14 protein-coding genes are annotated in these 13,346 nt (G+C 71.2%); 7 read left to right on the forward strand and 7 right to left on the reverse strand.

Annotated features, from left to right (window positions below; all coding sequences use genetic code 11):
- Positions 1-73: 73 nt before the first annotated feature.
- Together ACFYW7_RS13360 and ACFYW7_RS13365 are read right to left on the reverse strand one after the other, a co-directional pair.
- Positions 74-1,462, reverse strand: a complete 1,389-nt coding sequence (locus tag ACFYW7_RS13360) for an ArsA family ATPase (protein ID WP_389501324.1) — start codon at positions 1,460-1,462, stop codon at positions 74-76.
- Positions 1,459-2,436 (reverse strand): ArsA family ATPase, encoded by a 978-nt coding sequence (locus ACFYW7_RS13365; RefSeq protein WP_389501326.1) that lies wholly within the window; start codon positions 2,434-2,436, stop codon positions 1,459-1,461. Before ACFYW7_RS13365 ends, ACFYW7_RS13360 begins: the two co-directional genes overlap by 4 nt.
- A gap of 209 nt (positions 2,437-2,645) precedes the next feature.
- Here ACFYW7_RS13365 and ACFYW7_RS13370 point away from each other — a divergent pair, with 209 nt between their 5' ends.
- The 4 genes from ACFYW7_RS13370 (at position 2,646) to ACFYW7_RS13385 (ending at position 5,288) form a co-directional block, all read left to right on the forward strand.
- A complete protein-coding gene (locus ACFYW7_RS13370) occupies positions 2,646-2,807 on the forward strand; it encodes a DUF4177 domain-containing protein (RefSeq protein WP_143608830.1) in 162 nt (53 codons plus the stop codon).
- Positions 2,804-3,274: a RidA family protein gene (locus ACFYW7_RS13375; protein WP_389501328.1), complete on the forward strand. Its 471-nt coding sequence runs from the start codon at positions 2,804-2,806 to the stop codon at positions 3,272-3,274. Before ACFYW7_RS13370 ends, ACFYW7_RS13375 begins: the two co-directional genes overlap by 4 nt.
- 317 nt (positions 3,275-3,591) lie before the next feature.
- Positions 3,592-4,461, forward strand: a complete 870-nt coding sequence (locus tag ACFYW7_RS13380; protein ID WP_389501330.1) for an NUDIX hydrolase — start codon at positions 3,592-3,594, stop codon at positions 4,459-4,461.
- Complete coding sequence (locus ACFYW7_RS13385) at positions 4,458-5,288, forward strand: MBL fold metallo-hydrolase (protein WP_389501332.1); 831 nt, start codon at positions 4,458-4,460, stop codon at positions 5,286-5,288. The genes ACFYW7_RS13380 and ACFYW7_RS13385 overlap by 4 nt, the downstream gene beginning before the upstream one ends.
- 276 nt (positions 5,289-5,564) lie before the next feature.
- Here ACFYW7_RS13385 and ACFYW7_RS13390 read toward each other — a convergent pair whose 3' ends face one another.
- Positions 5,565-6,239, reverse strand: coding sequence for a Crp/Fnr family transcriptional regulator (locus ACFYW7_RS13390; RefSeq protein ID WP_006382668.1), 675 nt, complete (start codon positions 6,237-6,239; stop codon positions 5,565-5,567).
- Between the two features lie 398 nt (positions 6,240-6,637).
- On the opposite strand from ACFYW7_RS13390, the gene nth reads away from it, so the two are divergent.
- The 3 genes from nth to ACFYW7_RS13405 are packed head-to-tail and all read left to right on the forward strand — an operon-like array spanning position 6,638 to position 9,663.
- The gene (nth, locus tag ACFYW7_RS13395; RefSeq protein WP_389501334.1) at positions 6,638-7,684 is read left to right on the forward strand and encodes an endonuclease III; all 1,047 of its coding nucleotides are present in this window, start codon (positions 6,638-6,640) and stop codon (positions 7,682-7,684) included.
- Between the two features lie 52 nt (positions 7,685-7,736).
- The gene (locus ACFYW7_RS13400) at positions 7,737-8,450 is read left to right on the forward strand and encodes an NUDIX hydrolase (protein ID WP_389501336.1); all 714 of its coding nucleotides are present in this window, start codon (positions 7,737-7,739) and stop codon (positions 8,448-8,450) included.
- Positions 8,451-8,463: 13 nt separating this feature from the next.
- Positions 8,464-9,663, forward strand: a complete 1,200-nt coding sequence (locus ACFYW7_RS13405; protein WP_389501338.1) for a MarP family serine protease — start codon at positions 8,464-8,466, stop codon at positions 9,661-9,663.
- A 15-nt stretch (positions 9,664-9,678) separates the two neighbouring features.
- Here ACFYW7_RS13405 and ACFYW7_RS13410 read toward each other — a convergent pair whose 3' ends face one another.
- The 4 genes from ACFYW7_RS13410 to nhaA form a co-directional block, all read right to left on the reverse strand.
- Positions 9,679-9,858 carry a hypothetical protein gene (locus ACFYW7_RS13410; RefSeq protein WP_389501340.1) on the reverse strand — a complete coding sequence of 60 codons (180 nt, stop codon included), beginning with the start codon at positions 9,856-9,858 and terminating at the stop codon, positions 9,679-9,681.
- Positions 9,859-10,020: 162 nt separating this feature from the next.
- Entirely contained in the window at positions 10,021-10,971 is a 951-nt protein-coding gene (locus ACFYW7_RS13415; RefSeq protein ID WP_389501342.1) for an alpha/beta fold hydrolase, read from the reverse strand.
- Positions 10,968-11,444, reverse strand: a complete 477-nt coding sequence (locus tag ACFYW7_RS13420; protein ID WP_389501659.1) for a phage holin family protein — start codon at positions 11,442-11,444, stop codon at positions 10,968-10,970. Before ACFYW7_RS13420 ends, ACFYW7_RS13415 begins: the two co-directional genes overlap by 4 nt.
- A gap of 43 nt (positions 11,445-11,487) precedes the next feature.
- Positions 11,488-12,882 (reverse strand): Na+/H+ antiporter NhaA, encoded by a 1,395-nt coding sequence (gene nhaA / locus ACFYW7_RS13425; RefSeq protein WP_389501344.1) that lies wholly within the window; start codon positions 12,880-12,882, stop codon positions 11,488-11,490.
- Between the last annotated feature and the right edge of the window lie 464 nt (positions 12,883-13,346).

Genomic DNA, 13,346 nt, shown 5'->3' on the forward strand with positions numbered 1-13,346 from the left:
CCTCTCCGGGCCCGTCCGGTGCCGGCAGGGGTCGGCGGGGGCGTGAGAGCCTCTCGGCGCGTCTCCCGCGGACTCAGCTTTCGGGCAGCTCCGGCCGGTGGGCCGCGAGTCGGTTCCCGATGTCCCGCAGACCTACCAGATCGTGCACGTCACCGGGCAGCGCGGCCACTTCGGCCACCGCCACCTCGGGGTGACGCGCGGCGAAGCGGTCGCGCGTGCGCTGCTCGCGGGAGAGCAGCTGCATGCGCTCGGCGTGGAGCCTCAGAAGTCCTGCGGTGAGCTGGTCGATGGACCGCTCGGAGTCCGTGGCGGCGGTCCGGTCCGTAGCGGTCGTGCTGTCAGGGGCGGCCGTCCTGTCCGTGGCGGCGGGGGAGCCGTCGTCAGGAGCTGATGTCTCGGAAGCCGGTGATTCTGAACTGCCGTACGTGTCGGGAGAGTTACGAAGTCCAGCTTTCCCGCCCCCCTGATCCACAATGCCGGAGTCGTCAAGATTTTCTGCGGCCGCTGATCCGGCGGGTTCCGCGGCGGCGGAATCGAGATCCTCAGCCGCGGCGAGTGCCCGCTCGGCGGACAGCCCGGCGGCCCCGCTGCCGTGCACCCGGTTGAGCACCAGCCCGGCGAACGGCATGTCCTCCGCGGCGAGCCGCTCCACGAAGTACGCGGCCTCGCGCAGCGCGTCCCGCTCCGGCGCCGCCACCACGAGGAACGCCGTGCCCGGTGCCTGGAGCAGCTTGTACGTGGCGTCGGCCCGGGTGCGGAAGCCCCCGAAGGTGGTGTCCATGGCCGCGACGAACGTCTGGACGTCCTTCAGGAGCTGGCCCCCGAGCAGTTTGCCGAGGGTGCCGGTCATGATCGACATCCCGACGTTCAGGAACTTCATGCCCGCCCGGCCGCCCAGCTTCGCCGGTGCCGTCAGCAGCCGGATCAGCCGCCCGTCGAGGAAGGAACCGAGCCGCTTCGGGGCGTCCAGGAAGTCCAGCGCCGACCGCGACGGTGGTGTGTCGACCACGATCAGGTCCCACTCGTCGCGCGCCCGCAACTGGCCCAGCTTCTCCATCGCCATGTACTCCTGCGTGCCCGCGAAGCCCGCCGAGAGCGATTGGTAGAAGGGGTTGGCGAGGATGACGGCCGCCCGCTCGCTGTCCGCGTGCGCTTCGACGATCTCGTCGAACGTGCGCTTCATGTCGAGCATCATGGCGTGCAGTTCGCCGCTCCCCTCGACGCCCTTCACCCGGCGCGGAGTGTTGTCGAGGGAGTCGATGCCCATGGACTGCGCCAGCCTGCGCGCGGGGTCGATGGTGAGCACGACCACCTTGCGGCCGCGCTCCGCGGCACGCAGCCCCAGGGCCGCGGCCGTGGTCGTCTTGCCGACGCCGCCCGAGCCGCAGCACACGACGATGCGGGTCTTCGGGTCGTCGAGCAGCGGGTCGAGGTCGAGGACGCGAGCGGGGTCCAGACTCATGACATCCCTTGCTTACGCAGCTGTGCGGCCAGTTCGTACAAGCCCGCCAGATCCATGCCCTCGGCGAGCAGCGGCAGTTCGTGCAGCGGCAGGCCCTGCTCGGCCAGCGCGCTCCGCTGCTCGGTCTCCAGGGTGTGCCGCTCGGCGTACTCCTCGGCCTGCTGGAGGAGCGGCTCCACCAGCCGCTCGGCGCGTCCGCCGCGCCGAGCCCCGCCGAGACCGGCCGCCGAGAGCGACTTGGCGATCGCCGTACGGGGAGCCGTCTCCACGAGCGCCAGGTCGGTGGCGTCCAGGAGTGCCGGCCGGACCATGTTCACGATGATCCGGCCCACGGGAAGCTTCGCGGCCCGCAGCTCCGCGATCCCGTCCGCGGTCTCCTGCACGGGCATCTCCTCCAGGAGCGTCACCAGGTGCACCGCCGTCTCCGGGGACTTGAGGACACGCATGACGGCCTGGGCCTGATTGTGTATCGGGCCGATCTTCGCGAGGCCGGCGACCTCGTCGTTGACGTTCAGGAAGCGGGTGATCCGGCCCGTGGGGGGCGCGTCCATCACCACGTGGTCGTACGTGAAGCGCCCGTTCTTCTCCTTGCGCCGCACCGCCTCGCAGGCCTTGCCGGTGAGGAGCACGTCGCGCAGGCCGGGCGCGATGGTGGTCGCGAAGTCGATCGCGCCGAGTTTCTTCAGGGCGCGGCCGGCGCCGCCCAGCTTGTAGAACATCTGGAGGTAGTCCAGCAGCGCCAGTTCGGGATCGATGGCGAGGGCGTACACCTCCCCGCCGCCCGGAGCGACGGCGATCTTCCGCTCCTCGTAGGGCAGCACTTCTGTCTCGAAGAGCTGCGCGATGCCCTGTCTGCCCTCGACCTCGACGAGGAGGGCACGCTTGCCCTCGGTCGCGAGGGCGAGCGCGAGGGCGGCGGCCACCGTGGTCTTGCCGGTACCACCCTTGCCACTGACGACCTGGAGCCTGCTCACGTATTCGAGCCTAACCAGTCCGCCGCCGGAGTAAGCAGGAGGCTGTGGACAACGTGCGCACGGGGCGGGGCCACGGGGTCGGCCGCGGTGGCCGGCCCGGGGCGCCTGGGCGGGTCGCCGGAGCGGTGCGAGGGGGCGCGCGCACGGGTGCGCGGCGATGGGGGAAGCGGCGCGGGAAGTGGTGGTCGCCAGCGGCTACAGTCGGCCATATGACCAAATGGGAATACGCGACTGTGCCACTGCTCGTCCACGCCACGAAGCAGATCCTGGACACCTGGGGCGAGGACGGCTGGGAGCTCGTCCAGGTCGTGCCCGGGCCGAACAACCCCGAGCAGCTGGTGGCCTACCTGAAGCGCGAGAGGTCCGCATGAGCGGGACGGTCGAGGCGAAGCTCGCCGAACTCGGACTGACGCTTCCGGGCGTGGTTCCGCCACTGGCCGCGTACCAGCCCGCCGTGCAGTCGGGCGTGTACGTGTACACCGCCGGGCAGCTTCCGATGGTGGACGGGAAGCTTCCGGTCACCGGGAAGGTCGGGGCCGAGGTCACGGCCGAGGAGGCCAAGGCGCTCGCCCGTACGTGCGCGCTGAACGCGCTCGCGGCGGTGAAGTCGGTCGTGGGCGACCTCGACCGCATCGCGCGTGTCGTGAAGGTCGTGGGCTTCGTGGCCTCGGCCTCCGACTTCACCGGGCAGCCGGGTGTGCTGAACGGCGCGAGCGAGCTGCTCGGCGCGGTGCTGGGCGACAAGGGCGTCCACGCCCGCAGCGCGGTCGGCGTGGCCGTACTGCCGCTGGACGCGCCGGTCGAGGTCGAGATCCAGGTGGAACTCACCCACCCGTAGCCCTCCGGGCGGTCCGCTGTTCGGGGCTTGGTGCCGGTCCGGTGGGTTGTGGGTCGGGGCCGTGTCGGTACGTCCGCCCGTCGCCGTCGGGTGAGGTGTGGGCGTGGGTGGCGACGGGCTTGCGGTGTACCGGCACGGCCCCTTCCGTGCGGTGCCGGCTGCGGGTGTGATTCGGCCTCTCAGCCTTCGGCCGGGGGCGGGATCCGGCCCCTCCGGCGTTTGAGGAGCGGGGTCCGGGGTGGGGCGGCGGAGGTGAGCGGCGCCTGTGCGGGTGGCGGGGCCTCGAACATCCGCCCGGCTCGGGATAGCCTCCGGCCATGGGGAATGGGCAATGGTTTCCGGCGGAGTGGCCGGAGCGGATTCGGGCACTCGCCGAGGGCACGCTGACGCCGGTCACGCCCCGGCGCGCGGCCACCGTGATGCTGGTCAGGGACACCGAGACCGGCCCCGTGGTGCACATGCTGCGCAGACGCGCCTCCATGGCCTTCGCCGGGGGCGCGTACGCGTACCCGGGCGGCGGAGTGGACCCGCGCGACGACGAGCACCAGATCCGCTGGGCGGGGCCCACGCGCGCGTGGTGGGCGGAGCGGCTCGGCGTGGACGAGGCCTCCGCCCAGGCCATCGTCTGCGCGGCCGTACGGGAGACGTACGAGGAGGCGGGCGTCCTGCTCGCCGGCCCCGGTCCGGACACCGTGGTCGGGGACACGACCGGGGAGGACTGGGAGGCCGACCGGGCGGCCCTGGTCGCCAAGGACCTCTCGTTCGCGGAGTTCCTCGACCGCAGGGGACTCGTCCTCCGTTCGGACCTGCTCGGCGCCTGGGCCCGCTGGATCACCCCGGAGTTCGAGTCCCGCCGGTACGACACGTGGTTCTTCGTGGCCGTCCTCCCGGAGGGCCAGCGCACGCGCAACGCCTCCACGGAGGCCGACCGCACGGTGTGGATCCGCCCCGCCGACGCGGCGGCCGGCTACGACAAGGGCGAGCTGCTGATGATGCCGCCCACCATCGCGACCCTGCGCGGGATCGTGGCGTACGAGAGGGCCGCCGACGCCCTCGCCGCCGCGCCCGCGCGTGAACTGGCCCCCGTTCTGGCGGAGGCCCGTCTCGAGGACGGCGAGGTCGTCCTCACCTGGCCGGGGCACGACGAGTTCACCAAGCACATCCCGGCCGGTGGAGCCTCCGCATGACCGACGCAGCGGCCCTCCCGGGCCACCCCAGGGGCGCGGTCGTCTCCGGCCCGGCCACCACGCGCGCGGTGAACGTCCTCGCCCCCAACGCCTCCGCGATGACCCTGGACGGCACGAACACCTGGATCGTGTCCGAGCCGGACTCGGAGCTCGCGGTCGTCATCGACCCGGGACCCCTGGACGACGGACATCTGCGGAACGTTCTGGCCACCGCCGAGAAGGCGGGCAAGCGCGTCGCGCTGACCCTGCTCACGCACGGCCATCCCGATCACGCGGAGGGCGCGGCCCGGTTCGCCGAACTGACGCGGACCAAGGTGCGGGCCCTGGACCCGGCGCTGCGGCTGGGGGACGAGGGGTTGGCCCCGGGAGACGTGATCGGCCTCGGCGGTCTGGAGCTGCGCGTCGTGCCGACCCCGGGACACACCGCCGACTCGCTGTGCTTCCATCTCCCGGCCGATCGGGCCGTGCTGACCGGGGACACCGTCCTGGGGCGCGGTACGAGCGTGGTGGCCCATCCGGACGGCAGGCTGGGCGACTATCTCGACTCCCTGCGCAGGCTCCGCTCCCTGACGGTCGATGACGGCGTCCACACCGTCCTGCCCGGGCACGGGCCCGTCCTGGAAGACGCCCAGGGCGCGGTCGAGTTCTATCTCGCCCATCGCGCCCACCGGCTCGCCCAGGTCGAGACGGCCGTCGAGAGCGGACTGAGTTCCCCGGACGAGGTCGTCAGCCGCGTCTACGCGGACGTGGACCGGTCGCTGTGGCCCGCCGCCGAGTTGTCCGTGCGGGCGCAGATGGACTATCTGAGCGAGCACGGGCTCATCTAGGAAGGGCCGTTGCCGCGACGGCTTTCGGGCCGGTGCCCGGAGACGTCCGGGTCCTGGGAGGCCTACCGGTGAGGTCTCCCCGAGGCGGTCAGGTGGCCAGGCGCTCACGGTGCCCCGGCGGGGTACATCGGGGGCCGTCCCCACCGGACGGGGACCGTACGGCCGGATGGATGGTTCGGCCGTGGAATCGGGACGGCGACGGCAACGTCGACCGCTACGCCGACGGGGTCCCGCCTTCCTGAGAAGGCGGGACCCCGTCGACGTAGCGCGGAAGTGTCAGCGCGAGCGCTTGGCGAGCCGTTCCACGTCCAGGAGGATCACCGCGCGGGCCTCCAGCCGGAGCCAGCCGCGGCCCGCGAAGTCGGCGAGCGCCTTGTTGACGGTCTCGCGGGAGGCGCCGACCAGCTGGGCCAATTCCTCCTGCGTCAGGTCGTGCACGACGTGGATGCCCTCTTCGGACTGCACGCCGAAGCGGCGCGACAGGTCGAGCAGGGCGCGCGCGACACGGCCGGGCACGTCGGAGAAGACCAGGTCGGACATCTGGTCGTTGGTCTTGCGCAGGCGCCGGGCGACGGCGCGCAGCAGCGCGGCGGCCACCTCGGGCCGGGCGTTCAGCCACGGCTGGAGGTCGCCGTGGCCGAGGCCGAGCAGCTTGACCTCGGTGAGCGCGGTGGCGGTCGCCGTGCGCGGACCCGGGTCGAACAGCGACAGCTCGCCGATCAGCTCACCGGGGCCGAGGACGGCCAGCATGTTCTCCCGCCCGTCGGGGGAGGTGCGGTGGAGCTTCACCTTGCCCTCGGTGACCACATAGAGGCGGTCGCCGGGGTCGCCCTCATGGAAGAGGGCGTCGCCTCGCGCGAGGGTCACCTCACTCATGGAGGCGCGGAGCTCCGCGGCCTGCTCGTCATCGAGCGCCGCGAAGAGCGGGGCGCGCCGCAGAACGTCGTCCACGAGTTCTCTCCTTGTCGACCTGCTCAGGGGATCTTGCTCCCCCTCGGTACCAGGGGACCGTGTTCCCCATTTTGCCGGACGGTCCAAACAGTGTGATCAGTCACAAGTCTGCCGCACTGGCGTCCCAACGAGTGCGGCAGGGGGCCAATTGGGGGCCGATCTTCAGGGTCCGGGGCGGATGTCGGTGCCGGGCTTTAGGCTGGCCGGGTGTCCAAAACGCCGGTGAGAGCACAGGCCAAGGGGGCTGGGCAGGTGATTGCACGTCGTGATTCCGCTGTGGGCGAACAGGCCCCTGGCAGGACCAAAGAACCGACAAAAGCGGCAGGGTCGACGCCGGTGAGGACCGCAGCGAAGACCTCGTCGAAGACGGAACCGAAGAGGCACGGAAGACGGCTGCCGTGAAGAGCGCGAAGAACACCGCCCGCCAGAGCGCCGAAGCGGCGACGCCCGCGAAGACGGCCGCGGCGAAAGCCACCAACGCCAAGAACGCCATGAGCTCCGAGAACGCCGAGAAGGTGACACCGACGAAGCCGGTCGCGAAGAAGACGGTCGCGAAGAAGACGGTCTCCAAGAAGGCCGTTGCGAAGAAAGCCGTTGCGGCGAAGGGGGTCTCCGGGAAGGCCGTGCCCGCGGGAGCCGTCGCTGGGAAGGCCGCGCCCGAGCCGCCGCGGAACGAGTCGCACACCGCCCTCGTCCGCCGGGCGCGCCGCATCAACCGCGAGCTCGCCGAGGTGTACCCGTACGCCCACCCGGAACTCGACTTCCGGAACCCGTTCCAGCTGGTCGTCGCCACGGTCCTGTCGGCCCAGACGACCGACCTGCGGGTGAACCAGACGACACCGGCCCTCTTCGCCAAGTACCCCACCCCCGAAGACCTCGCGGAGGCCAACCCGGAGGAGGTCGAGGAGATCCTGCGCCCGACCGGCTTCTTCCGGGCCAAGACCAAGTCGGTCATAGGGCTCTCCAGGTCGCTCCGGGACGACTTCGGGGGCGAGGTGCCCGGCCGCCTCGAAGACCTCGTGAAGCTGCCCGGAGTGGGCCGCAAGACCGCCTTCGTCGTGCTCGGCAATGCCTTCGGGCGGCCCGGAATCACCGTGGACACCCATTTCCAGCGGCTCGTGCGGCGCTGGCGGTGGACCGGCGAGACCGACCCCGACAAGATCGAGGCGGCCGTCGGCGGGCTCTTCCCGAAGAGCGACTGGACCATGCTGTCGCACCACGTGATCTTCCACGGCCGGCGGATCTGCCACGCCCGCAAGCCCGCCTGCGGCGCCTGCCCCATCGCCCCGCTCTGTCCGGCGTACGGGGAGGGCGAGACCGACCCCGAGAAGGCGGCGAAGCTCCTGAAGTACGAGAAGGGCGGGTTCCCCGGCCAGCGGCTCGACCCCCCGCAGGCCTATCTCGACGCGGGCGGCATCCCCGCACCCCCACTGGGCACCGGATGACGGAACGAACACGGCACCGGCGGGCGTTGGGAACAGCAGAACGGGGGCGGCGATGACGCGCGCAGGCAACACACAGGACGCGAGCAACACGCAGGGCGGACAGGCGGTGATCAGCAAGGACGGTCTGCCCGACTGGCTGGACCCGGTCGCGCACGCCGCGGAGACGGTGGAACCGCTCCAGCTGAGCCGCTTCCTGCCGCCGAAGAACGGCACGGGCCGTCAGTCCGCGGTGCTCATCCTCTTCGGCGAGGGCGGACGCGGCCCCGAGCTGCTGCTCATGGAGCGCGCCGGCACGCTCAGATCACACGCCGGACAGCCGTCCTTCCCCGGTGGCGCGCTCGACCCGGAGGACGGCGACCCGAAGACCGACGGGCCGCTGCGGGCCGCCCTGCGTGAGGCCGAGGAGGAGACCGGCCTCGATCCGGGCGGCGTCCAGATCTTCGGCGTGCTCCCCAAGCTGTACATCCCGGTGAGCGGCTTCGTGGTCACCCCGGTCCTCGGATGGTGGCGCCGGCCGACCCCGGTCGGCGTCGTCGACCCGGGGGAGACGGCCCGGGTCTTCACCGTCCCCGTGGCGGATCTCACGGACCCCGCCAACCGCGTGACCACCGTGCACCCCAGCGGTCACCGAGGCCCGGCATTCCTGGTCGAATCGACCCTGGTCTGGGGATTCACCGCCGGGGTCATCGACAAGATCGTTCACTACGCCGGCTGGGAGCGCCCGTGGGACCGGGACAAGCAGGTCCCGCTCGACTGGCGCGCATGACAAGGTGACCTCCGTGAATGTGCTGGACATTTTGTTGCTGGTCGCCGCTGTGTGGTTCGCGATCGTGGGCTATCGCCAGGGCTTCGTCGTCGGCATCCTGTCGGTGACCGGCTTCCTGGGCGGTGGGCTCGTCGCCGTCTACCTGCTCCCCGTCATCTGGGGCTGGGCGACCGACGACAGCAAGGTGAGCACGACCGCCGCCGTCGTCGCGGTCGTCGTCGTGATCGTCTGCGCCTCCGTCGGCCAGGCCCTCACCACCCACCTCGGCAACAAGCTGCGCCGGTACATCACGTGGTCACCGGCCAGAGCCCTGGACGCGACCGGCGGCGCCCTGGTGAACGTCCTGGCGATGCTGCTCGTCGCCTGGCTGATCGGCTCGGCCCTCGCCGGCACGACGCTGCCGACGCTCGGCAAGGAGGTCCGCAGCTCCAAGGTGCTGCTCGGGGTCTCCCGCGCGCTGCCCTCGCAGGCCAACACCTGGTTCGCCGACTTCTCCTCGGTCCTCGCGCAGAACGGCTTCCCGCAGGTCTTCAGCCCGTTCGCCAACGAGCCCATCACGGAGGTCCAGCCGCCCGACCCGGCGCTCGCCGGCAGCCCCGTCGCCACCCGCTCGCAGGACTCCATCGTCAAGGTCATGGGCACCGCGCAGAGCTGCGGCAAGGTCCTCGAAGGATCCGGCTTCGTCTTCAGCGACCGCCGCGTCATGACCAACGCGCACGTGGTCGGCGGCGTCGACGAGCCCACCGTCCAGATAGGCGGCGAAGGCAAGAAGTACGACGCCACGGTCGTCCTGTACGACTGGGAGCGCGACATCGCCGTACTCGACGTACCGGACCTGAGGGCACCCGCGCTGCGGTTCAGCACGAAGGACGCGAGCAGCAGCGACAGCGCGATCGTCGCGGGGTTCCCGCAGAACGGCTCGTACGACGTCCAGCCCGCGCGCGTCAGGGGCCGCATCACGGCCAGCGGCCCGGACATCTACCGCCGCAAGACGGTCCGCCGCGACGTCTACTCGCTGTACGCGACGGTCCGTCAGGGCAACTCCGGCGGCCCGCTGCTGACGCCCGACGGCAAGGTGTACGGCGTCGTCTTCGCGAAGTCGCTGGACGACCCCGACACCGGCTACGCGCTCACCGCGGACGAGGTCCGGGAGGACATCGTCAAGGGGCGTACGGCCAACCAGCAGGTGGACAGCGACAGCTGCGCGCTCTGACCGGCGGGCGGGGCCTCAGCCTCGTGGATGGCGCAGCCGCACGGAGACCCAGCGGGCCCGGCGCCGCAGAATGTGTGGAATCCCCACACGGGGATCCGTGCCCGTCAGCTGCGGGGTGCCCCTCTGATGGGAGCTCAGACCCGTGGCCGAGCGGCGATTGCGTGCTACGTCACTGTAGTCGTGCGTCCAGCCCATACACCGACGTCTGCCCCTGCCCGAAGGTCGATAACCTCGCCCTGGTCCCTCAATTGGCTTATGCGCCAGGCAATTGGCTGTTCGAAGAACGGGTGTTCACCGCCCGCGTTCCTGGTGTGCGACCGGGCGCGTTCGGGCGGTCACGCATGGGTGACCGGAGTGTCACCGGTCGGGTTCCGGATCCTTCAGCCAGTTGATCAGTTCGGTGGAGAAAGCGACCGGATCCTCTTCGTGCGGGAAGTGTCCGAGACCGTCGAACAGCCGCCAGCGGTACGGCGCTTCGACGTACTCCCCGGAGCCCGCCGCGCTTCTCGTCCGCATCACCGGATCGAGCGAGCCGTGCAGATGCAGCGTCGGCACGCGCACCGGCCGCTTCATGCGGCGGTTGAACTGGATGCCGTCCGGGCGCGCCATGGACCGCACCATCCACCGGTAGGGCTCGATGGAGCAGTGCGCGGTCGACGGGATGCACATGGCACGGCGGTACGTCTCCACGGCGTCGTCGTCCGGCTGCCGGGGTCCCGACCAGTCCCGCACCAGACGGCCCACCAGGGCGCCGTCGTCGGCGACGAGCTGGCGCTCGGGGATCCAGGGGCGCTGGAATCCCCAGATGTAGGAGCCCGCGGCCGTCTGCTTGACGTCGGAGAGCATGGCGGAGCGCCAGCGCCGCGGATGCGGCATGGACGACACCGCGAGCCGACGCACGAGCTTGGGCCGCATGGCGGCCGCCGTCCACGCCAGGTAGCCGCCGAGGTCGTGCCCGACCAGCGCCGCGTCGGGCTCGCCCAGGGACCGGACGACGCCGGTGATGTCGAGCGCGAGGTTGGCGGGGTCGTAGCCGCGCGGGGTGCGGTCGCTGCCCCCGACGCCGCGCAGGTCCATGGCCACGGCCCGGAAGCCGGCGTCGGCGAGGGCGACGAGCTGGTGCCGCCAGGTCCACCAGAACTGCGGGAAGCCGTGCAGCATCAGCACGAGCGGTCCGTCGCCGAGCTCGGCGATGTGGAAGCGCGCGCCGTTCGCGGCCACGTCCCGATGGAGCACTTTGCGGCCGCCGGGAAGGTCGATCCGTACGGCCGAGGTGAGTTGCGCCGAAGGTGTGGCGGGGTCCGTCATGAGGATGAGCGTGCCACAGCCTTGACGGCGTCCTCGACCGGTTCGGGCCGGGGGTGCGGCTTGGCGTTCTGCAGGACGCCCGCCGTCTCCTTCACCGAGGCGGCCACCTTCTGCGGACCCTTGCTGTTCTTGGCCTTCTTCGCGAAGATCACGCCGATCAGCGCGAGCACGGCCGCGACCAGCACGTTCGCCGCGAACGACAGCACGAAGCAGATGGCGAGATTCCAGTCGCTCCAGGTCCGGATGCCGTACGCGAGGGCGAAGCTGAGCATCGGCAGGGAGAAGATCAGCACCGCGCCGGCTGCCGAGAACGCGCCGCCGCTGACGGCTCCGCGCTTGACGTCCTGCTTGAGCTGCGCCTTGGCGAGTGCGATCTCGTCGTGCACCAGGGCGGACATCTCGGTCGTCGCCGAGGCGACCAACTGGCCGATGCTGCGTTCGGCGCCGACCGGGCTGCCGTCGGGTGCGCTCATCGCGGTCTCCGTCTTCTGCATGTGTTTGTACGGTCCTGTCAGATCATGCCGGACCGTCGTTCTCCTCGCTTGCCCCACCCGCCAGTTCGGCAAGCCTGCGGTGTTCCGCGGCCTTCCGTTCGTGGATCGCTGCCATGCGCAGGTGGTACGCCGGGTTGTCCTGCTCGTAGATGTCGGGGACGCCGTCGAGGTCCTCGTCGAGTTCCTCGGCCTCGCACAGCGCGCGGTACTTGGCGTTGCGCATCTTCAGCAACGCCGTGGCGAGCACGGCCGCGACGAGCGAGCCGATCAGCACGGCTGCCTTGATCTCGTCGGTGAGGTTCGGATTGCCCTCGAAGGCGAGTTCGCCGATGAGCAGGGAGACGGTGAAGCCGATCCCGGCGAGGGTGGCGACGGCGGCGACGTCGGCCCATTCCAGTTCGTCACTGAGCGAGGCCCTGGTGAAGCGGGCCGTCAGCCACGTACCGCCGAAGATGCCGACCGCCTTGCCGACGACGAGCCCGAGCACCACGCCGAGCGTCTCTGGCCGGGTGAACACCTCGCCGACCACACCGCCGGAGATCGCGACGCCCGCACTGAACAGGGCGAACAACGGCACCGCCAGCCCAGCCGACACCGGGCGCACCAGATGCTCGATGTGCTCGCCGGGGGAATGTTCCTCGCCTTCGTGCGGGTGGCAGCGCAGCATCAGGCCCATCGCGACACCCGCGATGGTGGCGTGGATGCCGCTGTTGTACATCAGGCCCCAGATGACCAGCGCGAGCGGGACGTACACGTACCAGCCGTGCACGCCCTTGCGCAGCAGCAGCCAGAAGACGCCGAGGCCCACGACGGCCGCGCCGAGCGCGGCGAAGTCGATGGTGTCGGTGAAGAAGACCGCGATGATCAGGATCGCGAACAGGTCGTCGACGACGGCGAGGGTGAGCAGGAAGGCGCGGAGGGCGGACGGCAACGATGTGCCGATGACGGCGAGTACGGCGAGGGCGAAGGCGATGTCGGTGGCCGTGGGGACGGCCCATCCTTCGAGTGAGCCGCCGCCGGACACGCTGGTCAGTACATAGACGACGGCGGGAACGACCATGCCGCAGAGCGCGGCGACCACGGGCAGCATCGCGGCCTTCGGGTCCCGCAGATCCCCGGCCACCAGCTCGCGCTTCAGCTCGATCCCGGCGACGAAGAAGAAGATGGCGAGCAGCCCGTCGGCCGCCCAGTGCTCCACGGACAGGTCGAGTCCGAGCGCGGCCGGCCCGAAGTGGTGGTGCGAGACGGCCTCGTAGCTGCCCGGCAGGGTGTTCGCCCAGATCAGTGCCGCGACCGCCGCGATCAGCAGCAGCACCCCGCCCACGGTCTCGGCGCGCAGCGCGTCCACGACGAAGTTCCGCTCGGGCAAGGACATCCGGCCGAAGAACTTACGGGTGCTGGAAGGGGGCGCGGCCACGGGGAAGACCTCCGGTCGAGCAGGCAGGGCAAAGCACTCGCCGACCAGACTTCCCGGCACACCATGAACGATCCTGTCGCGCCATTGACGCTTTTCTTACAGTACCTAACCTTCGACCGGGACGGTTCGGGATCTCCACATTACGGTGAAAACGGGCATCGGGTGTTCCGGCGGGAGCTTGGCGCGGCCCACCGTTCGCCGCGATGCGGGGGAGGGGGCTCCGGGGAGACGGGGCGGGCCTTCACCGGAGTGCCGGAGGGCGAGGGTGCGCCTCTGCCGGGCCGGGGGCGGGGGCGGTACGGAAGACGCGAGCGGTACGAGCGGTACGGGCGGTACGAGCGGTGCGGGCTCTGCGAGCGGCGGGGGGGGGGGGGGGGGCCGGGGGGGGGGGGGCCCCCCCCCCCCCCCCGGGGCGGGGGGGGGGCCCCCCCCCCCCCCGGGGGGGGGGGGGGGGGGCGGGCAGG

Source organism: Streptomyces sp. NPDC002580, from assembly GCF_042889485.1.
Lineage (GTDB): Bacteria > Actinomycetota > Actinomycetes > Streptomycetales > Streptomycetaceae > Streptomyces.

Excerpts from the sequence above, each read along its gene's own strand:
- ACFYW7_RS13360 (WP_389501324.1), bottom strand. The coding sequence starts at position 1,462 with ATGAGTCTGGACCCCGCTCGCGTCCTCGACCTCGACCCGCTGCTCGAC.
- ACFYW7_RS13370 (WP_143608830.1), top strand. The coding sequence starts at position 2,646 with ATGACCAAATGGGAATACGCGACTGTGCCACTGCTCGTCCACGCCACG.
- ACFYW7_RS13375 (WP_389501328.1), top strand. The coding sequence starts at position 2,804 with ATGAGCGGGACGGTCGAGGCGAAGCTCGCCGAACTCGGACTGACGCTT.
- ACFYW7_RS13380 (WP_389501330.1), top strand. The coding sequence starts at position 3,592 with ATGGGGAATGGGCAATGGTTTCCGGCGGAGTGGCCGGAGCGGATTCGG.
- ACFYW7_RS13385 (WP_389501332.1), top strand. The coding sequence starts at position 4,458 with ATGACCGACGCAGCGGCCCTCCCGGGCCACCCCAGGGGCGCGGTCGTC.
- ACFYW7_RS13400 (WP_389501336.1), top strand. The coding sequence starts at position 7,737 with ATGACGCGCGCAGGCAACACACAGGACGCGAGCAACACGCAGGGCGGA.
- ACFYW7_RS13410 (WP_389501340.1), bottom strand. The coding sequence starts at position 9,858 with ATGGGCTGGACGCACGACTACAGTGACGTAGCACGCAATCGCCGCTCG.
- ACFYW7_RS13415 (WP_389501342.1), bottom strand. The coding sequence starts at position 10,971 with ATGACGGACCCCGCCACACCTTCGGCGCAACTCACCTCGGCCGTACGG.
- ACFYW7_RS13420 (WP_389501659.1), bottom strand. The coding sequence starts at position 11,444 with ATGAGCGCACCCGACGGCAGCCCGGTCGGCGCCGAACGCAGCATCGGC.